General features: G+C 75.4%; 19 protein-coding genes. 12 read left to right on the top strand and 7 right to left on the bottom strand.

Annotation, left to right across the window (positions count from 1 at the left end; all coding sequences use genetic code 11):
- Window positions 1-2: 2 nt before the first annotated feature.
- The 6 genes from ACQP1N_RS21950 to ACQP1N_RS21975 all read right to left on the bottom strand — a co-directional run bounded on the left by ACQP1N_RS21950 (window position 3) and on the right by ACQP1N_RS21975 (window position 7,690).
- Window positions 3-2,042, bottom strand: a complete 2,040-nt coding sequence (locus tag ACQP1N_RS21950) for a fibronectin type III domain-containing protein (protein ID WP_433226330.1) — start codon at window positions 2,040-2,042, stop codon at window positions 3-5.
- A 120-nt stretch (window positions 2,043-2,162) separates the two neighbouring features.
- Entirely contained in the window at window positions 2,163-3,101 is a 939-nt protein-coding gene (locus ACQP1N_RS21955; protein ID WP_433226332.1) for a pyridoxal-phosphate dependent enzyme, read from the bottom strand.
- The gene (locus ACQP1N_RS21960) at window positions 3,098-3,289 is read right to left on the bottom strand and encodes a hypothetical protein (RefSeq protein WP_433226334.1); all 192 of its coding nucleotides are present in this window, start codon (window positions 3,287-3,289) and stop codon (window positions 3,098-3,100) included. The genes ACQP1N_RS21955 and ACQP1N_RS21960 overlap by 4 nt, the downstream gene beginning before the upstream one ends.
- Before the next feature lie 107 nt (window positions 3,290-3,396).
- The gene (locus tag ACQP1N_RS21965; RefSeq protein ID WP_433226336.1) at window positions 3,397-5,562 is read right to left on the bottom strand and encodes a DUF3488 and transglutaminase-like domain-containing protein; all 2,166 of its coding nucleotides are present in this window, start codon (window positions 5,560-5,562) and stop codon (window positions 3,397-3,399) included.
- Window positions 5,559-6,689 carry a DUF58 domain-containing protein gene (locus ACQP1N_RS21970; protein ID WP_433226339.1) on the bottom strand — a complete coding sequence of 377 codons (1,131 nt, stop codon included), beginning with the start codon at window positions 6,687-6,689 and terminating at the stop codon, window positions 5,559-5,561. The genes ACQP1N_RS21965 and ACQP1N_RS21970 overlap by 4 nt, the downstream gene beginning before the upstream one ends.
- Window positions 6,690-6,706: 17 nt before the next feature.
- The gene (locus ACQP1N_RS21975; protein ID WP_067806718.1) at window positions 6,707-7,690 is read right to left on the bottom strand and encodes an AAA family ATPase; all 984 of its coding nucleotides are present in this window, start codon (window positions 7,688-7,690) and stop codon (window positions 6,707-6,709) included.
- A 143-nt stretch (window positions 7,691-7,833) separates the two neighbouring features.
- Between ACQP1N_RS21975 and ACQP1N_RS21980 the strand changes: the two genes are divergently transcribed.
- The 9 genes from ACQP1N_RS21980 (at window position 7,834) to ACQP1N_RS22020 (ending at window position 17,780) form a co-directional block, all read left to right on the top strand.
- Entirely contained in the window at window positions 7,834-8,619 is a 786-nt protein-coding gene (locus ACQP1N_RS21980; RefSeq protein WP_067806720.1) for a M50 family metallopeptidase, read from the top strand.
- Between the two features lie 72 nt (window positions 8,620-8,691).
- Window positions 8,692-9,117, top strand: a complete 426-nt coding sequence (locus ACQP1N_RS21985; RefSeq protein ID WP_433226342.1) for a hypothetical protein — start codon at window positions 8,692-8,694, stop codon at window positions 9,115-9,117.
- Window positions 9,118-9,195: 78 nt separating this feature from the next.
- Window positions 9,196-9,954: a DsbA family protein gene (locus tag ACQP1N_RS21990; RefSeq protein ID WP_433226344.1), complete on the top strand. Its 759-nt coding sequence runs from the start codon at window positions 9,196-9,198 to the stop codon at window positions 9,952-9,954.
- Entirely contained in the window at window positions 9,951-10,760 is an 810-nt protein-coding gene (locus ACQP1N_RS21995; protein WP_433226346.1) for a cytochrome c biogenesis CcdA family protein, read from the top strand. The genes ACQP1N_RS21990 and ACQP1N_RS21995 overlap by 4 nt, the downstream gene beginning before the upstream one ends.
- A gap of 10 nt (window positions 10,761-10,770) precedes the next feature.
- Window positions 10,771-11,694 (top strand): SWIM zinc finger family protein, encoded by a 924-nt coding sequence (locus tag ACQP1N_RS22000; RefSeq protein WP_433226348.1) that lies wholly within the window; start codon window positions 10,771-10,773, stop codon window positions 11,692-11,694.
- Window positions 11,691-13,196, top strand: coding sequence for a DUF5691 domain-containing protein (locus ACQP1N_RS22005; RefSeq protein WP_433226350.1), 1,506 nt, complete (start codon window positions 11,691-11,693; stop codon window positions 13,194-13,196). Before ACQP1N_RS22000 ends, ACQP1N_RS22005 begins: the two co-directional genes overlap by 4 nt.
- A gap of 23 nt (window positions 13,197-13,219) precedes the next feature.
- On the top strand, window positions 13,220-14,326 hold the full coding sequence (locus ACQP1N_RS22010; protein WP_433232785.1) for an ATP-binding protein: 1,107 nt from the start codon (window positions 13,220-13,222) through the stop codon (window positions 14,324-14,326).
- A complete protein-coding gene (locus ACQP1N_RS22015; RefSeq protein WP_433226352.1) occupies window positions 14,323-16,587 on the top strand; it encodes a DUF5682 family protein in 2,265 nt (754 codons plus the stop codon). Before ACQP1N_RS22010 ends, ACQP1N_RS22015 begins: the two co-directional genes overlap by 4 nt.
- 11 nt (window positions 16,588-16,598) lie before the next feature.
- A complete protein-coding gene (locus tag ACQP1N_RS22020; protein ID WP_067805957.1) occupies window positions 16,599-17,780 on the top strand; it encodes a VWA domain-containing protein in 1,182 nt (393 codons plus the stop codon).
- On the opposite strand, the gene ACQP1N_RS22025 is transcribed toward ACQP1N_RS22020, so the two are convergent.
- Window positions 17,769-19,229, bottom strand: a complete 1,461-nt coding sequence (locus ACQP1N_RS22025; RefSeq protein ID WP_067805923.1) for a serine/threonine-protein kinase — start codon at window positions 19,227-19,229, stop codon at window positions 17,769-17,771. The two genes, ACQP1N_RS22020 and ACQP1N_RS22025, sit on opposite strands and share 12 nt — an antisense overlap.
- Window positions 19,230-19,332: 103 nt before the next feature.
- On the opposite strand from ACQP1N_RS22025, the gene ACQP1N_RS22030 reads away from it, so the two are divergent.
- Genes ACQP1N_RS22030 through ACQP1N_RS22040 form a run of 3 tightly spaced genes read left to right on the top strand, consistent with a single transcriptional unit; the run spans window position 19,333 to window position 21,807 of the window.
- Entirely contained in the window at window positions 19,333-20,370 is a 1,038-nt protein-coding gene (locus tag ACQP1N_RS22030; protein WP_433226354.1) for a DUF6777 domain-containing protein, read from the top strand.
- Between the two features lie 25 nt (window positions 20,371-20,395).
- Window positions 20,396-20,797: an ArsR/SmtB family transcription factor gene (locus tag ACQP1N_RS22035; RefSeq protein WP_067805930.1), complete on the top strand. Its 402-nt coding sequence runs from the start codon at window positions 20,396-20,398 to the stop codon at window positions 20,795-20,797.
- Entirely contained in the window at window positions 20,794-21,807 is a 1,014-nt protein-coding gene (locus ACQP1N_RS22040) for a cation diffusion facilitator family transporter (protein WP_067805933.1), read from the top strand. The genes ACQP1N_RS22035 and ACQP1N_RS22040 overlap by 4 nt, the downstream gene beginning before the upstream one ends.
- The last annotated feature ends 13 nt before the right edge of the window (window positions 21,808-21,820 follow it).

The following is a 21,820-nucleotide window of genomic DNA, read 5'->3' on the forward strand; positions in this document are numbered from 1 at the left end:
GGCTACTTGCATCTCCAGACGGTGGGGCCGGCGTAGCTCGTCCAGCCGCCCGGCGTGCTGATCAGGTAGCCGAGGACGTAGCCGGTCTTCCCCCGCCAGGTGATCTTGGTGTACATGTCGCCGGCGAGGCTGGAGTCCCGCGGGTGCCGGTAGTAGGCGCCCTTCTCCTTGCAGTGGACGGCGACCATCTCGCCGTTGTTGTCGTACATGGTGGCGACGATCGCGCCGTTGTTGCCGTCGGGCGTCGCCCGGATGTAGGCGTTGGACTTGCCGTTGCTCTGGACGGCGTAGTTGCGCGTGGGGCCGGTCAGCGTGGTGTCGAGGGTGGTCGCCGAGCCTGCGCCGGCGTCGTTCGCGGCCGTGAGGGTGAAGGTGTAGGCCCCGTTCGTCCACACGTTGCCGAGCGTCACCGACGTGCGCGATCCCATCGCGGTGCCGCTGACCGGGCCGCTGTAGGCGAGCCGGTAGGTGACCGCGCCCGCGCCGGGCGGCGGCGCCCACGCGACCCTGGTCCCGGACGCGGTGGCCTGCGCCGTGAGGCCGGTCGGCGCGCCCGGCGCCACGCACGGCCGGACGGGATCGCCGGCGGCCGACACCTGCTCGCGCGTCCGGCCGGCGGCGTCCCGGTAGCGGACGGCGACGCGGAACCGGTACTCGCGCCCGCAGTCGCCGCCCCGGACGGTGAACGTGAAGGGCCCCGCGCCGGGCCGGATCGCGGACGGGCTCACGGTCATGCCGGACGGGACGTCCTTCAGCACGTAGCCGAGGACGCCGTCGCCCTGCGAGGGCTGGAAGTCGATCCGCATCGTGCCCGAGCCGGGCGTGACGGACACGTTGGACGGTGCGCTCGGCGGCTCCCCGGGGCCGGGCCGGTTCGGCCGCCGGGACGGCGGCCGCGTGCGCGGCGGCGGGGCCTCGCCGCCGGGCAGCGGGAGGGTGCGGCGCTTCGGGCCGCCCGGCACCCGGTCCGTGTACTTGTCGATGCCCTTCTCGCCGCCCTGCCGGTCGATCACGACGGCGTGGGGGCCGGACGGGTCGTTCGCCCAGAGCATCCCGTCGCGGACGAAGACGTCCAGCCGGGCGGGCCGCCCGGTCACCGGGACCGGGCTCTCGAACCGGTTGGCCGCCGAGTCGTACACGAGCAGGGCGCCGGCGGTCTCGTCCGGGATGTAGACCTTCGCGCCGAGCGCCTGCGGCGGCCGGTAGCGGTGCGCCGGCATCGCGAGCCGCGTGCTGGAGTACCGCCCGGCGTCGGTGTCGACGGTGACCAGCGACCCGGTGCCGGGCACCAGCAGCGGGACGATCTTCCCGTCGGTGGCGGCGGGCGCGAGGACCCCGCCGCGTCCCGCCTGCCGGACGGTCGTCGGCAGGCTCACCGTGAGCCGCGCCCCGGACGGCTTGACGACGGTCGCGGTGGCGGCGGCGGAGTTGGTGACGACCGGGTCCCCGGCCGCGATGGTCAGCGCGAGGCCGTCGCCCGGCTTCCCGGCGCGGACGGGCGGCTGGAGACGGCCGTCCCTGAACGCCGCGACCTCCCCGTTCCCCGAGACCGGCACCCACAGGGTGCCCCTGGCGTCGATGCCGGCCTGCCCGAGGATCGGCGGCAGCGTCGCGGACGCGCCGACCGGGGTCAGGCCCACCGGGTCGATCTGCTGGACGACGCCCTTGACCGAGTCGACCGTGTACGCCTTCCCGGCCCCGGCGAGGACCTGGATGCCCTTGCCGAGCGGGCGGCTCGTCCCGATGTCCAGCTGGGACGGGTCGAGCCGGCTGACCACACCGGTGTCCAGATCGATGATCAGCACCGTGGCGCCGTCCTGGACGACCTTGATGTTGTGGCCGCGCATCTGCGGGATCACGCCGGTCTTGCCGTCGACCTTGGCGGCCGGGCCGTTGACGTGCACGACGAGGCCCTTGCCGCGTGCGGTCAGCCATGCGCCGACGTCGGCGAGCCGGTACTTCGCGCTCGCGACGCCGACCCCGTAGACGGCGGCGGCGACCACGAGCACGCCGGCGAGCCCGACCGCGATCTGCCCCGTCAACCGGTCACGCCGGAACAAAGACCCCAGAAATGACACGCGCACGTGTTCTCACCCGCCCCGTTCGCAGGGGACACCGTAGCGGGTCCCCCCTCGGGGAGACCCGCGTTTCGCCCGGAAAGATCAACTCTCGCGGATCGCGTCGATATAGGTGGGGACGGTGATGTTGCGTCCGGAGACGACCACCACGGTGCGTCCGGTGACCTCCGTCCGGCCGGCGAGGACGGCGGCGAGCCCCGCGGCGCCCGCGCCCTCGGCGACGAGGCCGTGCTCGTGGAAGAGCCAGCGCAGCGCCGTCCGGAGCTGGTCGTCGGTGACCGACGTCAGCTCGGCGGTGTCCCCGATCACCGCCGGGGTGACGCAGCCGGGTTCGAGGTTGCCGGGCAGGCCGTCGGCGAACGTCTCGCCGACCTCGACCTCGACGACGCGTCCGGCCGCCACCGAGGCGGACACGCCGCGCGACACCGCCGACTCGACGCCCACGACCCGCACGTCCCCGCGCTCTCGCGCCCAGAGGCAGAGGCCGGCGAGCAGCCCGCCGCCGCCGACCGGCGCGATGACCGTGAGCGGGCCGTCCACCTGGGTGTCGAGTTCACGCCCGATGGTGCCCTGCCCGGCGATGACCGCCGGGTCGTTGTAGGGGGAGACGTAGTGGCCGGGCAGCGTCATCGCGTGCGCCTCGGCCTCGTCGTAGGTCTGGCCGTGCAGGATGAGCCGCACCGGATACGCACCGATTTTGTCGATCTTGGCCATGGACGCCCGCGCCGAGGTGACCACGGTCACCTCGGCGCCGGACCGCGCGGCGGCGTAGCCCATGCCGAGCCCGTGGTTGCCCGCGCTCGCCGTGACGGCCGGCACGCCCTCCGGCAGCGCGGCGACGGCCGCGAGCGCGCCGCGCGCCTTGAACGAGCCGGTCGGCTGGAACGTCTCCAGCTTCAGCAGCGCGTCCGGAGCCAGGCCGCCGGACGGGATCAGCGGCGTGGGTTCGAGCACGGCGGACACCGCCTGCCAGGCGCGGTCCAGGTCGCCCGGGCCGGGCGTCCGGACCGGGCGCGCCGTCACGGCCGCCTCCCTGACGCCTCGACCGGCCGCTCGTGCCGCCGGTTCCGGATCTCCCCGGGCGCGCGGGAGCGGCGGCGCCGCCCGGCCCGCACGACCATCGTCCCGGCCGCGGTGACGCCGATGAACCCGGCGATGCCCAGAATCTTCCCTAGGCTCGGCGTCTTCCGCCGGCCATGTTTCCCTCGCATACGGCTACGGTAGCGATCATGCCGGGCCGGGGACATCTCCCCCGCCGAGACCGCCGAGCGGGGCGTGAGCCTGGAGGCGGGCGCGGTGCCGGGCGGCGAGATGCCGGTCAGCGTGCCGTCCCCCGGAGAGATCGCGGGTGCAGGCGGCGCCGGATCCGGCGCAGGCGTCCGGCCCTGGCGGTGACGAGACGCCCCAGCGCGTCGGTGTGGTGCCAGGCCCGGTCGGCGGCGCGCTGGCCGGGCGGGGACGCGGCGAAGCGGCTCTGCTCGACGAGCTCGGCGAGCGGCCCCAGATGGCCGCGGGCCTCCGCACCGATGCCGGCGGCGCCGAACCGCGCGACCTCGTGCGCGGTCAGCGTCCGTACGGTGGTCAGGCCGACGTCGGCGAGATGATCGAGCGCCTGATGCCAGGCACCGATGATGCGGGTGGCGGGTGTGCCCGTCCGGCGGCGTCGCCTGCGCAATGCGGGGGCGAGGAGGACGGCGGACAAATAGCCGAGAAGGAGAACGCCTACCGCGATCGAAGCGAAAACCCACCACGGTGTGGGCGAGTCGTGGGCGGGGGCTGGTCTCTGGGATTGCTTCTGCGCCGTCTTGCCCGAGCCGGGGTCCTGCTCCTGGGAAGCCGCGGCCTTCTGTGCCTGCTCCAGGTTCTGTTCCGTCTCCCCTGCCGCGACACCGTCGTTCCTCTTGGACGGACGGGCACTGTCGGGGAGCGGGTTGAAGCGGATCCAGCCGAGACGGTCGAACTTGATCTCGGGCCACGCCACCACGTCCCCGGAACGGACCCGCACGGTGTCGCCCGCGCGTTCGCCGCCCTCGAACCCCACGACGACGCGGGACGGCAGGCCGAGCGTCCGGGCGAGCAGAGCGTAGGCGGTGGCGAAGTGCTCGGGAGTGCCGCGCCTGCCCTCCCCCAGGAAGTAGTCGAGCTGACGGTAGCTGTGCCCTGGCGGCGCGGTCACATCGTACTTGGCGTACCCCTTGAGGTACTCGGCGAGCATCGCGGCCTTCTGGAGCGGCGTCCCCGCGCCTCGCGTCGCCGCCTCCGCGAACTTGCGGAACTCGGCGAGCTGGACGGGCGGCCTCTCCGCGCCCGGCCCCCACGGCAGTTCCCGCGTCGCGTCCGCCTCCGCGCCGGTCGCGATCGCCGCGCCGGCCAGGTCGCCGGCCGTCCACCGGGGCACGGCGGCGCCGACCCGGTAGGTCCGGCCGGGGCGCAGCGGCTCGGCCGCGGCGAGCGCGCCGCTGCCGGGGTCGACGACGACGGGGAGCCCGTCCACCCGCCGGGGACGGTCGGGCGCCGGCACCCACACGCCGGGCAGGTCCCGGATCGTGATGTGCTGTTCGACCTCGTGCCGCCCGCCCGGCCCCGGCCCCTGCGGCACGCGGCCCCCGGTCGGGACGAACCGGGCGGTGGACGACCAGGTCACACCGTCGAACCGGTCCAGCACGGCGAGCCGCTCGACCTCGCTGCGCCGCGACCGGACGGTGAACAGCACCTGGCCGGGGCTCAGCAGCCAGCCCCCGACGCGGTCGAGCGGGCTCACACCGTCGCGCTGCCGCGGCGGCGGAGCCTGCACCTGCTCACGCGGGTCGTAGGGGTCGGCGGCGACGGGGACGAGCGGGCCGGCGGCGAACGCCAGCGCCCCGAGGACGGCGGCGGCCGGCACCCCCGGCGCGAGCGTCCGCCAGGGGACGGGCGCGTCGGGGCCGTCCGCGCGGACGAGGACCAGCACGGCGATGAGCACGACGCTCACGGCGGCGAGCGGGATGGTGTGCGCGGGGCCGTCCACGCCGAGCGGCAGCGCGACCGCCCACACCCCCAGCGCCGGGAGGGCCGGGGCGGCGCGCAGCGGGGTCCGCAGCGCCAGTTCGGCGGACGCGAACGCCGCCGGCCACACCACCACGGCGACCAAGACGAGGAGCTCGGGCTCGGCGGGCGCGGGCGGCAGCGTGGTCAAGACCGCCTTCCACGAGCCGAGCACGCCCTCGCGGAGGGCCTGCGGCAGCGTCCCGCCGGACAGGGCCGGGCGCAGGACGGTGAGCGAGACCGTTGCGGCCCAGCCGAGCACGGTCAGCACGAGCGAGATCCACAGCGGCCACGGCGCCTTGCGGCGCGGGCCGGACAGCAGCCCGCAGAGCACCGCCGGGACGGCCGCGGCGGCGAGCGCGACCGGCAGGACCGGCCCGAGGCCGAAGACGCGCTGGAACGACAGGCCCGCGACCGCGACCAGGCAGGCCGTCACGGCGAGCGAGACGTACCGGGTCACCGGGCGCTTCCCAGCCGCCGCCACGATTCCGCCAGCCCGTCCAGGTCGTGGACATCGATCACCTGGACGCCGGGGGGCGCCGGCACGGGCTCGGGCGGCCTGACCCGCAGCACCACGACGCGGTCGAACCGGGACCGCACGGACGCGACCGGCCCCAGTTCGGCGGCACCGTTCGCGACGACGACCAGGGACCCGCCCGCGGGCACACCGCGCACCGCGTCCACGGCCGGCCGCGGCCCCTCCCCCGTCCCGACCGGCGTGAGCCCGTCGAGGAGGGTCTCCACGTCGCCGGGGCCGCCCCGGGTGGCGGCCAGCGGGCCGCCGCCGGTGAGGATCCGGACGGGGAAGCCCGCCGACGCCGCCCCGGCCGCGGCCGACGCCGCCGCGTCCACGGCCAGCTCGAAGTCGTCGGGCTCCGGCCACGCCCCGGACCGCGTCTCCAGCACGACCGTCGTCGTCGGCAGGCTCGCGTCCACGAGCCGGCGGACCATCAGCGTCCCGGTGCGGGCCGACGACTTCCAGTGGATGTGGCGCATCTCGTCACCGACCACGTACTCGCGCAGCGCGTGGAACGTCGCCGTCCCGGCCGGGGACCGGTCGCTCGTCGGGCCCTCCAGGTGGTGGGCGCGGCCCGACGGCAGCACCGCGAGCCGCACCGTCCGCGGCCGGACGAGCAGCACCCGCGGTGCGCCGTACTCGCGGACCCGGCGGGCCAGCCGCAGCGGATCGGCCCGCACCAGCCGCAGCGGCCCCACCGGGATCTCGCCGCGCCGGGCGGTCGGCAGCCGGTAGGTCACGGTGCGCCTGCCGCCCGGCCGCAGCCGCGGGATGTCCACCGCGATGTCCGCGGGCCCGGCCGCGTCCCGGGCGCTGAGCCCCCTGACCGCGCGTCCCCCGTTGGCCACGTGCAGGACGGCGACGGCGGGTTCTCCCCGCTCGACCCGCACCGGCGCGATCTCCCGGCGGACGTCCAGGCTCGGCTTCGGCAGGGTCCACAGCAGCGCGCCCGCCACCGCCGCGAGCCCGGCGAGGGCCAGCATCGCGGGCTCGGGGTAGCCGAGCCACCAGCCCGCCGCGTACAGCGGCACCGAGACGGCCGCCGTCCCCCATCCGAGCGGTGTCAGCACGTCGTCACACCCGCTCCTCAGACACCGGCGGCCTGCGGGGTCGGTACGTTCCCCAGCGCCTCCCCGACGACGTCGGCGCCGGAGCGTCCGCGCAGCTCGGCCTCCGGCGTCACGATCAGCCGGTGCGCGATGACCGGGACGGCGAGCGCCTTGACGTCCTCGGGGACGAGGTAGGACCGCCCGGCCGCCGCCGCCCGCACCCGCGCCGCGCGCAGCAGCGCGATGCCGGCCCGCGGGCTCGCGCCGAGCCGCAGGTCGGGATGCTCGCGGGTGGCGGCGACGACCCGCACCAGGTAGTCGTGCAGCGGCGGCGCGACATGCAGCCGCCCGGCGAAGTCGATCATGCGGGCGAGGTCGTCGCGGCCCAGCACCGGCGGCATCCGGTCGAGCGTCGCACCGGTCGGCGCGCCCGCGAGCAGCTCGACCTCGGCCCGGTGGTCGGGGTAGCCCATGGAGATCCGCATCAGGAACCGGTCGAGCTGCGCCTCCGGCAGCGGATACGTGCCGTCCATGTCCACCGGGTTCTGCGTGGCGATCACCATGAACGGGCGCGGCACCGGATGCGGGACGCCCTCCACGGTCACCCGGCGCTCCTCCATGACCTCCAGCAGCGCCGACTGCGTCTTCGGCGAACCGCGGTTGATCTCGTCGGCGACCGCGAGGTTCGCGAAGATCGGGCCGGGGTGGAACTCGAACGTGTTCGCCCCCTGGTTGAAGATCGAGACGCCGGTGATGTCGCTGGGCAGCAGGTCAGGGGTGAACTGGATGCGCGTCCACTGCGCCTCCACCGAGGCCGCCAGCGCCCGCGCGAGCGTGGTCTTGCCCACCCCCGGGACGTCCTCGACGAGCAGATGCCCCTCGGCGAGCAGGCAGGTCAGCGCGAGCTCGACCTTCTCCCGCTTGCCGCGCACGACGCGCTCGACGCCGCCCGCCAGGGCCGCGAACATCCGCGCGAACCGCCCGGCCAGCGCGTCCGCGTCCGTCCCCGTGTTCTCGGTCATCCGTCAGGCCCCCCACCGCGCCCCCACCGCACCCATCGACGCGAAGGGCACCTTAACGTCAATACGGACCGGAGGCCGAAAGATCCCCGAACATCACCGCGATCCACGACGAACCGAACGCGGATGTCATCTCCGGCGTCCTAATGTTGGGCATCGCGACGACGACTTCCGAGGTGGACGTGGACAACGCAAGCATCGCCGACCTGTGGGACCGGGTGACGGGAACGCAGCCGGACCCGCCCTGGTGGCTGGTCGCCCTCGTCGGCCTCGTCGCGCTCGCCTCGGTGCTCCACGGCCCCACCTGGCGGGTCGCGCGCAACACCGTCACGATCGCGCACGAGGGCGGGCACGCGCTGATCGCGCTGCTCACCGGCCGCAAGCTGGACGGCATCAAGCTGCACTCCGACACCTCGGGCGTCACCGTGTCGCGCGGCAAACCGCACGGCCCCGGCATGATCTTCACGGCGCTGGCCGGGTACGTCACCCCGCCGCTGCTCGGCCTGTTCTTCGCGCTGCTCCTCGCGGGGGGCCGTATCACGCTGATGCTGTGGTTCTCCCTCGCGCTGCTCGCGGCGATGCTCGTGATGATCCGCAACGCCTACGGCGCGCTGTCGGTGATCGCGACCGGCACGATCGTCTTCGGGGTGTCGTGGTTCGGCAGCACCGCCGTCCAGGCCGGGTTCGCCTACCTGGCCGCCTGGTTCCTGCTCCTCGCCGCCACCCGCCCGGTGATCGAGCTGCAGCGGATGCGCGCCCGGCAGATGGCGCCGAGTTCGGACGCCGACCAGCTCGCCCACCTCACCGGCGTCCCCGGCCTCGCCTGGGTGGGTCTCTTCGGCGCCACCGCCCTGCTCGCCCTCCTCGCCGGCGGCGCGCTCCTCGTCCCCGACATCTCCCTCCCGGACCTGCCCGTACCGCTCGTCCCCTAGCGTTTTGCCACCGCCACCTGCGGTTCGTAGGGTGATCTGCGAACCCGGCCGGCAGCGGGAAAGGCGGTGACGATGGTCCGCGGTGGTGTGCGGCCCGGCGTCATCGCGCTGGCGCTGCTCGTCCTCGCGGCGGCGCTGTGCACGAAGGCGCTCGGCGCGGCCCCCGCGCAGGACACCTCCGTGCGGGGCACCGTGGTGGGGGACGCCGTGGTGGGGAATGCCGCCGTGGCGGACGCCGCCGTGGCCGGCCAGGCCTGGGCCGCCTCGGCTCCGGACACGGCCGCCGCCGATTCCGGTGACGGGTCGCGGTGCGCGAAGAAGCCGCCGTCCACCGGTGCGCATCCCGCTCCGCGGCCCGCCGCCGACCCCGTCGTCCCGTCCGCGGCCCGCGCACCGGACGCTCCGCACCGGGTACACCTCCCGCGGGCGGCGGACGCGCGGGCGGGGCCCGCGCCGCCCGCGTCCAGACACATCCTCCTGTCCGTCCTGCGGATTTAGAGCGCTCCCCGAGTCCTTCTCCGGGTCCGGCCATGGCGTCGGCCCGGCATCTCGTCCTTCACTCAAGGGAGCCTCATCATGCCCGGCAACACCTCGCCCCGCCAGAACCGGAGCGTCGCCGCGGGAGCGGCCGTCGTGCTCGTCGGGGCGCTGACCTTCGGCGTCGTGTCCATGACCGGCGACCGCGGCGACCGCGACACCGCCCGCCCGGCCGGCGCGTCCGCCGGCCCGTCCACGAAGCCGCCCACCAGCCCGTCCGCCAGCCCGTCGGCGAGCCGGTCCGACGAGACGGCGCAACTGCCGGACATGGCGCGGCGGGAGGCCGCCGACCCGCGCGCCAAGGGACGCCCGGACGCCCCGGTCGTCATGATCGAGTACGCCGACTTCCAGTGCCCGTTCTGCGGGAAGTTCGCCCGCGACACCGAGCCGGAACTGGCCGGATACATCCAGGACGGCACCCTGCGCATCGAATGGCGGGACTTCCCGATCTTCGGCAAGGAGTCCGAGGCCGCCGCGCGGGCCGGGTACGCCGCCGGGCGGCAGGGCCGGTTCTGGGAGTTCCACGACGCGGCCTTCGCCAAGGACCGCAAGCGCAACAGCGGCGCGTTCACCGAGCCGAAGCTGGTCGAGATGGCGCGCCGGGCCGGGGTGCCCGATCTGGCCCGGTTCCGCGCCGACATGAACGGCAGGGAGGCGGCGAAGGCCGTCCAGCGCGACACCGACGAGGGCTACGACCTGGGCGTTCCGAGCACGCCCGCGTTCATCATCAACAAGCGTCCCTTCCTGGGCGCGCAGCCGCTCGGCACGTTCAAGGCCGCGATCGAGAAGGCCAGGTGAGCGACATCGGCCTGCTCGCCGCGTTCCTCGGCGGGCTGCTCGCGCTGCTCAGCCCGTGCAGCGCGCTCCTGCTGCCCGCGTTCTTCGCCTACGCGTTCAGCGACAAGGCCCGGCTCATAGGGCGCACGCTCGTGTTCTACGCGGGGCTGTGCACGACGCTCGTGCCGCTCGGTGCGGCCGGCTCGTTCGCCGGCCGGCTGTTCTACGGGCATCGTGACCTGCTGGTGGCCGCCGGCGGCTGGACGGTCATCGCCCTGGGCGTCGCGCAGATCGCCGGACTCGGGTTCGCGTTCCGCCGCGTCCAGGACGCGGCGGGACGGATCAGGCCAGGCTCGGCGGGCAGCGTCTACCTTCTCGGCACGGTCTACGGCCTGGCGGGGTTCTGCGCGGGGCCGGTGCTGGGCAGCGTGCTGACAGTGTCCGCCATGGGCGGCGATCCCTGGTACGGGGGCGCGCTGCTGGCCGTCTACGCGCTCGGCATGGCGTTCCCCATGGTCGTGCTCGCCCTGCTCTGGGACCGGTTCCGGCTGGGTGAGCGGCGCTGGCTGCGCGGCCGGGCGTTCGGTGTGGGACGTCTTCGCCTGCACACCAACTCGCTGGTGTCCGGGGTGTTCTTCATCGTGCTGGGGGCGATGTTCCTCATGTTCGACGGAACCTCGGCGCTCCCCGCGCTGATCGACGTGGACACCGAGTTCCGGGCCCAGCAGTGGGTGAGCCGGATCTCCGGCCGGGTCTCCGACGGCACGGTGGCGGCGTTCGCCGTCGCGGCCGCCGTGCTCGCGTGGAATGTCCGAGGTCGCCGATAGTTTCGGCGATGTGAGCAAGCGAACCGAGGAGCGGCGGGCCAGGCGCGTCGAGGACGGGCTCACCGAGCTTGACCAGTGGCTGCGCGACCAGGTCGCGCACGGGCTCGCCCAGGCCGACAAGGCGCCCTACCGGGTGTGGGACGACGCGGCACGGCGGCTCGTCGATGCGCAGGCCGGGGCGCTCGCCGGGCAGGTCAGGGGGCTCGCCGCGCTCCCGCGCCGGCCGGGGTGGCCCGATCGGCTGCTGGAGGAGTACGCGCTGCTGCGGCTGCTCGTCCGGGCCCACCGGCGGCGGGACGAACTGCCGGAGGGGCTGCGCGACACCGTTCGCGCGCGGATCGGCTTCACGGTGCCGCAGGAGGAGGTCCTGGCCGGCGGGGAGCGCGTCCGGGATCTGTGGTGGGTGATCGGCTCGCGTGACACCGCGCAGGATCTGCTGACCACGCGGCGGGTGTGGCTGCGCGGACGGCGCACGGGGCGGCCGGGGCTGGTGCTGTCGTTCGCCGCGCCGGGCACGTCCTTGGACGCGTCACTCGTGGCGGGTACGCGGGTCGATGCCGAGCTGGCGTTCTATCCGGGGTCACAGCCGCTGCGGGCGCTGGTCGCCGAGCGGTACGGGCCGGCCGAGCCGGGCACGCCGGACGGGACGTCCGTGCAGGGGTTCCTGGACGAGCACGCGGCGGCGCTCGCGAACGATCCCTGGCTGGACCGCTGGCCCGCGACGCTGCGCAACGTCCGGCCGGCCCGCGCGGAAGGGGGCGGGCTGTACGCGGCCGACGAGGCCGGGGACGCGCTGCCGCTCCGGACGGGCGATCCGTGGCGGCTGCTCGCGCTGTCGGGCGGCGGGCCCGTCACCCTGGCCGGGGAGTGGAGCCCGCGCGGCCTGCGCCCGCTGGCGGCATGGCACCGGGACGAGGGGGCGGCGGTCCTGTGAGCGTGTGGAACGAGCACGTCACGGCGGCGCTTCTCGGCACCGAGCGCCGTGAGCCGCCCGTCCTGCCGGAGGCTCCCGGCGCGCCGGACGACAGGGCCGGCCGGCTGCTCGACCAGGCGGCGCTGCTGGCCGTCCGGCGGCGGGCGGGGCGGATGCCGGCGGGCGCGGCGCCCGAGCCGGTGGCGCCGGCCCCGGTGGAGGACGCGCCGGTCGTGCCGCGGGCGGCGGCGGCCCGGCTGCGGCGGATCCTCGGCGGGGAGCAGATCCGGGTGCTGCCCGAATGGCTGGACGCCGCGGCGGCGCACGGCTGGCGCGTCCCCCCGCAGGCGCTTCCCGACCTGCTGGACCGCGGCCGCAGTGACCGGGTGCTGCGGCCGTCGATCGCGCGGGCGGCCGGGCGGCGCGGAGTGTGGCTGGCCCTGCAGAACACCGACTGGGCCTACCTTGTCGGTTCCGGGGACGATCCGGGCGGCGGTCACGAGGTGTGGGAGACCGGGACGCGCAACCGCCGGGTCGCGTACCTGACCAGGCTCCGCAAGACCGAGCCGGGCCGCGCAAGGGAGTTGCTGCGGCAGACGTGGGGCAAGGAGCCCGCACCTGATCGCGCCGCCTTCATCGCCACGTTCGAGCACGGGCTGTCGCCGGACGACGAGGAGTTCCTGGAGGCGGCCCTGGAGGATCGGGGGAAGGACGTCCGGCAGCGCGCGTCCGACCTGCTGGCCCGCGTGCCCGGGTCCGCCTACGGGGAGCGGATGGCGGCGCGCGCCCGCGCCTGCCTGACGCCGGAGGTCCGCACCGTGCGGGGGCGCGAGCAGACCTGGATCCGGGTGAGCCCGCCGCAGGCCCATGACGAGGACATGGCCCGCGACGGCATCCCCTTCCATCCCAGCGGGTCGTTCGCGCCGCGAAGCGGGGGCGAACCGGTCGGTACGCGGGCGGCGTGGCTGCGCGAGATCCTCGCCCGCACCCCCCTGTCCACCTGGACGGACCTGTTCGGGCTGCCGCCGATGGAGGTCGTGTGCCTGCCGGTCTCCGATCCGGGCGGGCGCGACGTCCACATCGGCTGGGCCAAGGCGGCGCTCGGCCGGCGCGACGGCGCCTGGGCGCGGGCGCTGCTCAAGGGCGGCGTCATGGTGGACGAGCCGGAGGCGCTCGCCGACCTGCTGTCCGTCCTGCCGGAAGGCGAACGCGACGCGGCGGCGGCCGACCTGATCCGCTGGGTGGAGGGGCGGCCCGATCTGCTTCGGGTGCTGGAGCGGGTGCCGGGGCCGTGGACGGGCGCGCTCGCGGCGGCGGTGGCCGCCACGCTGAACGCGTCCGCCGGGCGTCCCTCGCGGCCCGCCGAGCACCTGATCATCCAGCTGTGCCGGCTCGCCGACCAGCGGCTCGATCCGTCCGCCGTGTCCCGCATCGCGCTCGTCGGCACCGTCCCGCACGCCCTCACCGAACTGATCGCCACCCTGCGTTTCCGCGACGAGATGCTGAAGGAGCTCACGCCTTGACCGACGACCAGGTGCCGGGTGGTCTGGAGGGTCGCCCCTCCAGAGAGGGCAGGGACGCGGTTCTGCGTCCGCACGCCGAGCAGGAGTACGCCGGCGAGCTGGCGCGGCTGGCCGAGCACGACGACCGGCCCCGCCCGCCCGGCTGGCGGCTGTCACCGTGGGCGGTGACCACGTACCTGCTCGGCGGCGGCCTGCCCGACGGCACGGTGATCAGCCCGAAGTACGTGGGGCCGCGCCGGCTGATGGAGGTCGCGGTCGCGACCCTGGCGACCGACCGGGCGCTGCTGCTCCTCGGCGTCCCCGGCACGGCGAAGACGTGGGTGTCGGAGCATCTCGCCGCCGCCGTCAGCGGCGACTCCACGCTGCTCGTGCAGGGGACCGCGGGCACGGCGGAGGAGGCCGTCCGCTACGGGTGGAACTACGCGCGGCTGCTCGCCGAGGGGCCGTCCGAGCGGGCGCTGGTGGAGAGCCCGCTGATGCGGGCCATGCGGCGCGGCGCCGTCGCCCGCATCGAGGAGCTGACCCGGATGCCGTCCGACGTCCAGGACACGCTGATCACCGTCCTGTCGGAGAAGACGCTGCCCGTCCCCGAACTGAACACCGAGGTGCAGGCGCGCAGGGGGTTCACGGTCATCGCGACCGCCAACGACCGCGACCGGGGCGTGAACGAGCTGTCCAGCGCGCTGCGCCGCCGGTTCAACACGGTCGTGCTGCCGCTGCCGGAGACCGTCGAGGACGAGGTCGACATCGTGGCCCGCCGCGTCGGCCAGATCGGCGCCGGGCTGGAGCTGCCCGAGTCTCCGGCGGGCCTGGCGGAGATCCGCCGCGTCGTCACCGTGTTCCGCGAGCTGCGCTCCGGGGTCACCGCCGACGGGCGGACGAAGATCAAGTCGCCCGGCGGGACGCTCGGCACCGCCGAGGCCATCTCGGTGATCACCAGCGGGCTGGCGCTCGCCGCGCACTTCGGCGACGGGGTGCTGCGCGCCGCCGACGTCGCGGGCGGGCTCGTCGGCGCCGTCGTCCAGGACCCGGTGTCCGACCGCGTCGTGTGGCAGGAGTACCTGGAGGCCGTCGTCCGCGACCGCCCGGAGTGGCGTGACTTCTACCGGGCCTGCCGGGAGGTCTCTTGAGCCACGTCGAGGTCTTCGGCGTCCGCCACCACGGGCCGGGCTCGGCGCGGGCGCTGCGCGGCGCCCTGGAGGAGTTCAAGCCGGACGCGGTGCTGGTCGAGGGCCCGCCGGAGGCCGACCCGATCGTGGAGCTCGCCGGCGACCCGGGCATGGTGCCGCCGGTCGCGCTGCTCGCCTACTCCCCCGCCCCGGACGGCGGCGGCCACAAGGCCGCGTTCTGGCCGTTCGCCGAGTTCAGTCCCGAGTGGCAGGCGATCCGGTACGCGCTGGGGGCGGGCGTTCCCGTCCGGTTCTGCGACCTGCCGGCCGCGAACCAGCTCGTCCCGTCCGGACGGGAGCGGGACATGTCCGGCCACGCGGCCGAGGGGATCCGGCTCGACCCGCTGGGCCGGCTGGCGGAGGCCGCGGGGTACGACGACGCCGAACGGTGGTGGGACGACGCGGTCGAGCACCGCGGCGCCGGGCCGTCCCCGTTCCCCGCGATCGCCGAGGCGATGACGGAACTGCGCGCCCGGCTCGCCGAGCAGCCGGAGGGGACCGCGCCCGCCGGGCCGCCGCCCGGCCGGTCCCCGCGCGAAGAACGGCGCGAGGAACAGCGCGAGGCCCACATGCGGCGGACGCTGCGCCGCACCCTCAAGGAGGGGCATGAGCGGGTCGCGGTCGTCTGCGGCGCCTGGCACGTGCCCGCTCTGCGGGCGAGGATCCCGGCGGCCCGCGACGACCGGACGCTGCGCGGGCTGCCGAAGACCAAGGTCGCCATGACCTGGGTCCCGTGGACGCATGGGCGCCTCGCCGGCCGCTCCGGCTACGGCGCCGGCGTCCGCTCCCCCGGCTGGTACCACCACCTGTTCACGGCCCGCGACCGCCCGATCGAACGGTGGCTCACCGCCGCCGCCCGCGTCCTGCGCGAGGAGGACCTGCACGTCTCGTCCGCGCACGTGATCGAGGCCGTCCGGCTCGCCGAGGCCCTGGCCGCACTGCGCGGGCGCCCGCTCGCCGGGCTGGACGAGGTGACCGAGGCGGCCAGGGCCGTGCTGTGCGAGGGCGCGGACCTGCCCGTCGAGCTGATCCAGCGGCGCATGGTGGTCGGCGAACGGCTCGGCGCCGTCCCGGAACGGGCCCCGATGGTCCCGCTCCAACGCGACCTGCAGGCCGAGCAGCGGCGGCTGCGGCTCAAGCCGTCCGCGCTCGGCAGGGAGCACGATCTCGACCTGCGCAAGCCCACCGACCTCGAACGAAGCCGCCTGCTGCATCGGCTCCGCCTCCTGGACGTCGACTGGGGCGTCCCCGCCGGCACGGGCCGCTCCAAGGGCACGTTCCGCGAGACGTGGACGCTCACGTGGCGGCCCGAGTTCGATGTGGAGCTGATCGAGGCGAGCGCGTGGGGCACGACCGTGCGCGGCGCGGCCACGGCCCGTGCCGAGGCGCTCGCCGACCAGGCCGCCGCGCTCGCCGACCTGACGTCGGTGGCCGAACGCTGCCTCCTCTCCGACCTCGGTGACGCGCTCCCGAGCGTCATGGGCGCCCTCGCCGACCGCGCCGCCGTGGACACCGACGTGGCGCACCTGATGTCCGCGCTGCCCGCCCTCGTCCGCGCGCTGCGCTACGGCGACGTCCGCGGCACGTCCACGGGCCCGCTCCGCACGGTCGTCGACGGCCTCATCGTCCGCGTGTGCGTGGGCCTCGCACCCGCGATCACCGGCCTGGACGACGACGCCGCCCGCGAGTTCCTCGCCCACGCCGACGCCGTCCACGGTGCCCTGTCCCTCCTGGCCGACGAGGCCCACCTCGAACGCTGGCGGACCGCCCTGGAGGGCCTGCTCACCCGCCCGGACGCCCTGCACGGCCGCATCGAGGGCCGCCTCACCCGCCTCCTCCTCGACGCGGGCCGGCTCGACGACGTCCCCGACCGGATGGCGCGCGCCGTGTCCGCCGGCGCCGCCCCCGCCCGCGCCGCCGCCTGGATCGAGGGCTTCCTGTCCGGCGGCGCCCTCCTGCTCCTGCACGACGAGGCCCTGCTCCGCCTGGTCGACGGCTGGATCGCGGGCCTGCCCGCCGGCTCGTTCACCGACGTCCTGCCCCTGCTCCGCCGCACCTTCGGCGCCTACTCCGCCGCCGAGCGCCGCGCCATCGGCGAGCGGCTCCGCCACCGGGCCGGGCCCCGCCCGGGCACCCCCGGCCATCCCGAGGATCCCGTGGACGAGACCCGCGCGGCCCCGGCCGCCGCCACGACCCTGCGAATCCTCGGCTGGGCGAACTGATGGGGGAGGGCATGGCCGAAGGTGGGACGGAGAGCGGCGAGCGGCTGCGGCGGTGGCGGCTGGTGCTCGGGGGCGAGGGGGCCGACGGGACCGGGGTGACGCCCGCCGGGGACGACGCCCGGATGGACGGGGCGCTGGAGAAGCTCTACGGGGGCGGCCGGGAGGGGCGGCCGCGGCCGGGGCGCCGGAGTGCCGGGCTCGGCGACTCCGCGCCGTCGGTGGCGCGGTGGCTCGGGGACATCCGCGAGTACTTCCCGTCGAGCGTCGTGCAGGTGATGCAGAAGGACGCGATCGAACGGCTCGACCTCACGCGGCTGCTGCTGGAGCCGGAAATGCTGGACGCCGTCGAACCGGACGTGCATCTCGTGGGGACGCTGCTGTCGCTGAACCGGGTGCTGCCGGACCGGGCGCGGGAGTCGGCGCGGGCGGTGGTGCGGAAGGTCACCCGGGATCTGGAGCGGCGGCTCGCGCAGCGGACGCGGTCGGCGGTCGGCGGGGCGCTCGACCGGTCCGCGCGGGTAGCGCGGCCGCGGCGGCTCGCCGACGTGGACTGGGAGCGGACGATCCGCGCGAACCTGCGGCACTACCTGCCCGAGCACGGAACGCTCGTCCCCGAGCGGATGATCGGGTACGGGCGCCGGCGGCGGGCCGTCGAGCGGGACGTGGTCCTCGCGATCGACCAGAGCGGGTCGATGGCGGCGTCCGTGGTGTACGCGAGCGTGTTCGGGGCGGTGCTGGCGTCGCTGCGGTCGCTGCGGACGTCGCTGGTCGTGTTCGACACCGGCGTCGCCGACCTGACGGACCGGTTGCACGATCCGGTGGAGGTGCTGTTCGGGACGCAGCTCGGCGGCGGCACCGACATCAACCGGGCCGTCGGGTACTGCCAGGGGCTCGTCACGCGGCCGGAAGACACGATCATGGTGCTGGTCAGCGACCTGTACGAGGGCGGCGCCAGGGCGGAGCTGCTGCGCCGGGTCGGGACGCTGACGGCCGCGGGCGTGCAGGTGGTGGTGCTGCTCGCCCTGTCGGACGAGGGCGTCCCCGGCTACGACCACGACAACGCGGCGGCGCTGGCCGCGATGGGCGTGCCCGCGTTCGCCTGCACCCCGGACGCGTTCCCCGGCCTGATGGCCGCCGCGATCGAGCGCCGCGACCTCAAGGAGTGGTCCGAGCGGCACGCCTCAGCGGGGTGACCGGGACAGTCCCCGGGCGAGGAGGATCACGACGACGGCGGTGAGCGCGGCGTGGCCGGCGAGCGCGGACACCTGGATCTGCACGAGCGCGCCCCACGCCGCCCACATCGCCACGCGGGCGACGCGCGCGGCCATCACCGTCCACGCGGCGGGACGGCTGCCGCGCCACGCGAGGATCACCGCCACCAGCGTGACCACGGCGACGACGGCGAACGAGGACGCCACCACGGGCAGCAGGCCGCCGCGGTGCCCCGCCGACAGGGAGGGCCGCGCGATCAGGATGGCGAGGGCGGCGACGTCCAGGGCCGCCAGCAGCCCGGCGAGGACGAGCGCCGTCAGCAGGGCCGGTCCGCGGCGCGGCGCCCGGGGCGCCGCGGCCACCGGGGTCCATGGCGCCGCCGGGGTCGTTCCCGGGGACGGGACGGCCGGCCCGGCCGGTTCGGGGGGCGGGCCGGCGTTCCGCGTCGTCCCGATGGCCGGCCCCGGCGCGGGCTCCCCGCCGGCGGGAACCGGGCCGACCGCCGTGCCCGGGCCCGGGGTGAGGGCGGGCCCCTGGCCGGTGGACGCCCCCATGCCCGTGCCGGGGGCGGGAAGGGTGGGCGCGGGAAGGCGGTCGGTCGGGGCCTCCGGGGAGCGTTCGCCGAGGAGCCAGAGGAGGACGTCCTCGGAGGTGGGCCGGGCCTTCGGGTCCTTGGCGAGGCAGGCGGCGGCGACCTCGGCGAGCGGGCCCGGCAGGACGCTCAGGTCGGGCGTCTCGTGCATGATCCGGTACATGACGGCGGGCAGCGGGCCGCCGGCGAACGGATCGCGGCCGGTGGCGGCGAACAGCAGGGTGCCCGCCCAGGCGAACAGGTCGGTGGCGGGGCCGACCCGGCCGGAGAACTGCTCGGGCGCCATGTAGGCGGGGGTGCCGACGACCTGGCTGGTCAGCGTGGAACCGGCGTCGAACGCGCGGGCGATGCCGAAGTCGATCACGCGCGGGCCGTCCGGGCCCATCAGGACGTTCTGCGGCTTGAAGTCGCGGTGCACGACGTTCGCGCGGTGGATCGCCGACAGCGCCGTGACCGAGCTGATCGCGAGCCGGTCGAGGTCGGCGCCGGTGCGCGGCCCCTCCTCCAGGACGAGGGTGCGCAGCGACGGCCCCGGCACGTACTCGCTGACGATGTAGGGGCGGTCGCCCGCCATGTCGGCGGCGAGCATCTGCGCGGTGCAGAACCCGGCGACGCGCTGCAGCAGGGACAGCTCGCGGACGAACCGCTCCCGCGCGTTCGCGTCGCCGAGCAGCTGGGCGTGCAGCAGCTTGACCGCGACGCGGGACGGCCCGGGCCCCGGTTCGGCGGGGCGGCCGAGATACACCGCGCCCTGCCCGCCGGTGCCGATCCGGCCGAGCAGCTCCCAGCCGCCGAGCCGGGTCGGATCGGCTGCGCCGAGCGGAACCGGGCCCGCCATTTCGCACCCCCGCAGAAAATCGAGCATTCCGCCGCGCACAAATCCGCTTCGCCCGGCATCGAAGAGTATAGGTTCGGCGAGCCCGGAGCGGGAGAGACGACGCATGCTTGAGATCCATTCTGCAATTGCCCGGCCACGGGCCGTCGCGGGGGCGGCCCTGGCCCTGGTGCTGGCGGCCGGCGCGCTGGCCGGCTGCGGGGACGCGGGCGCGACCATCACCCGGCTGACCGTGGGGTCCCCGGGGCCCGACCCGTACGCGCTGATGTCCAACACCGACAAGATCGACGTCAAGCAGCGGCCGCGGGCGGGCGGGACGAAGGAGGGCGACTCCCCCGGGCTGTACGGCGGGACGCGGCAGGCGTCCACCTGCGACCAGCAGAAGCTCATCGCCTTCCTGCAGGCCAACCCGGCCAAGGCGCGGGCGTGGGCGGGCGTCCAGGGCATCCCGGTGAGCGACATCCCGCGCTATGTGTCGCGGCTGACGCCGGTGCTGCTCCGCACCGACACGCTGGTGACCAACCACGGCTATCACGACGGTGAGGCGACGAGCGCGCCCGCCGTCCTCCAGGCCGGAATGGGCGTTCTCGTCAATGGCTACGGGGTGCCCACGGTGAAGTGCAATTGCGGCAATCCGCTGACCCAGCCGGCGAAAAAGATCGCCGCCGGGAACGCGTCCTACACCGGCCGGTCCTGGCCGGGATTCGAGAAGCGGAATGTGACCCGGATCCGGCCGCGGGATGCCGGGAAGGGACCGATCACCACCTTCGTGCTCGTCGACCCGGGGGCGACGATGGGGTTCGAGCGGCCCCGCGCGACCGAGGGGGCGCAGGACGGGCCGCCGGCCGAGCTGCCGCCCACCGAGACCGAGGTCCCCGCGAGCGACTCGCCGGCGCCGTCCGACTCCGGTCTGGAGTCGCCGGGCCCGGAATCGCCGGGGCCGGAGTCGCCCGGCCTGGAGTCGCCGGGCACGCCCGGCCTCGAATCCCCCGGCACGCAGCCGCCCGGCCTCGGCCCTGAATCACCGGGCGTGACGCCGGACGACCCGGGTACGGGCACCGGTGGGATGGATTCGCCGGGGGACGACCCGCAGAGCCCGATCTCGCTGCCGCCGTCGCAGGAGCCGGCCCCGGAGATCTCCTGATCGTCCGTGCGATACATTTGCACATATGAGCAGTACTTCAGATGTGGCGCCCGCCGGGGTCCCCGCCGACGCGTGCGCCGTCCGGGTGGTCGACCCCGAGAAGGTCGCGATCGTCTCCGCCGCGCTGCCGGGCGCGGAGACGATCGCCGAGCTGGCGCAGGTGTTCGGGCTGCTGGCCGACCCCGGGCGGCTGCGGGTGATCATCGCACTGCTGGAAGGGGGAGAGATGTGCGTGTGCGACATCGCGGCGTCCTGCGGGCACTCGGAGTCGGCGGTCTCGCACGCGCTGCGGCTGCTGCGCGCCAACCGGGTCGTGCGGGTCCGCCGCGCCGGCCGGATGGCCTACTACCGGCTCGCCGACTCGCACGTCCGGATGCTGCTCGATCTCGCCCTCACCCACATCGGCCATGGAGAGGAGGGCTCATGATCGGCGGCGGCCGCGGACACGGAGCAAAAGACCACGGTCACGGCCACGGTCACGCCGTCTCCGCGGGCACCGACCGGAGGCTGCTCGCCGCCGCGCTCGCGCTGATCCTCGTCTTCATGGCCGGCGAGGTGGTCATCGGCCTGGTCTCCGGCTCGCTGGCGCTGATCTCCGACGCGGCGCACATGATGACCGACGCGTTCGCGATCGCGCTGGCGCTGGTCGCGATGCGCATCGCCGCACGCCCCCCGAAGGGCGGCTACACCTTCGGCCTGCGCCGCGCGGAGATCCTGTCGGCGCAGCTGAACGGGCTGACGCTGATCCTGCTCGCGGCGTACTTCGTCTACGAGGGCGTCCGGCGGCTGATCGAACCCCCGCATGTCGAGGGCCAGTTCGTGTTCTGGACGGCCCTGGCCGGCATCGCCGTCAACATCGTGGCGACCGTCCTGCTCAGCCGGGCCAACCGGCGCAGCCTGAACGTCGAGGGCGCGTTCCAGCACATCCTCAACGACCTGTTCGCGTTCGTCTCCACCGCGATCGCGGGCCTCGTGGTGTGGACGACGGGCCTGACCCGCGCCGACGCCGTCGCCTCGCTGGTGGTGGCGGCGCTGATGCTCAAGGCCGGGTACGGGCTGCTGCGGGCCGCGGGGCGGGTGCTCATGGAGGCCGCCCCGGCGGGTCTCGACCCGTCCGAGCTCGGGACCCGGCTCGCCGGGCGCCCCTGCGTGGAGGAGGTCCACGACCTGCACGTGTGGGAGCTCGGCTCCGGCTACCCGGCGCTGTCCGCGCACGTGCTCGTGGACGCGCAGGGCGACTGCCACGCCGTCCGCCGCGATCTCCAGGAACTGCTCCGCGACGCCTACGGGATCACCCACACGACGCTGGAGGTCGACCACGTGGACGGGCCCTCCGGCGGCGCGCACGTCCACTGCGAGGACGCGCACGGCCCCCGCCACGTGTCGGACACCGGCGAACCTCACGAGCACGCCGGAAGCACACCCTGCGAGCACTGACACGCCCCCGGGT

This window comes from Actinomadura formosensis (genome assembly GCF_050948385.1).
GTDB classification, from domain to species: domain Bacteria; phylum Actinomycetota; class Actinomycetes; order Streptosporangiales; family Streptosporangiaceae; genus Spirillospora; species Spirillospora formosensis.

Excerpts from the sequence above, each read along its gene's own strand:
- ACQP1N_RS21960 (WP_433226334.1), bottom strand. The coding sequence starts at position 3,289 with ATGCGAGGGAAACATGGCCGGCGGAAGACGCCGAGCCTAGGGAAGATT.
- ACQP1N_RS21975 (WP_067806718.1), bottom strand. The coding sequence starts at position 7,690 with ATGACCGAGAACACGGGGACGGACGCGGACGCGCTGGCCGGGCGGTTC.
- ACQP1N_RS21980 (WP_067806720.1), top strand. The coding sequence starts at position 7,834 with ATGTTGGGCATCGCGACGACGACTTCCGAGGTGGACGTGGACAACGCA.
- ACQP1N_RS21985 (WP_433226342.1), top strand. The coding sequence starts at position 8,692 with ATGGTCCGCGGTGGTGTGCGGCCCGGCGTCATCGCGCTGGCGCTGCTC.
- ACQP1N_RS21990 (WP_433226344.1), top strand. The coding sequence starts at position 9,196 with ATGCCCGGCAACACCTCGCCCCGCCAGAACCGGAGCGTCGCCGCGGGA.
- ACQP1N_RS22020 (WP_067805957.1), top strand. The coding sequence starts at position 16,599 with ATGGCCGAAGGTGGGACGGAGAGCGGCGAGCGGCTGCGGCGGTGGCGG.
- ACQP1N_RS22025 (WP_067805923.1), bottom strand. The coding sequence starts at position 19,229 with ATGGCGGGCCCGGTTCCGCTCGGCGCAGCCGATCCGACCCGGCTCGGC.
- ACQP1N_RS22030 (WP_433226354.1), top strand. The coding sequence starts at position 19,333 with ATGCTTGAGATCCATTCTGCAATTGCCCGGCCACGGGCCGTCGCGGGG.
- ACQP1N_RS22035 (WP_067805930.1), top strand. The coding sequence starts at position 20,396 with ATGAGCAGTACTTCAGATGTGGCGCCCGCCGGGGTCCCCGCCGACGCG.
- ACQP1N_RS22040 (WP_067805933.1), top strand. The coding sequence starts at position 20,794 with ATGATCGGCGGCGGCCGCGGACACGGAGCAAAAGACCACGGTCACGGC.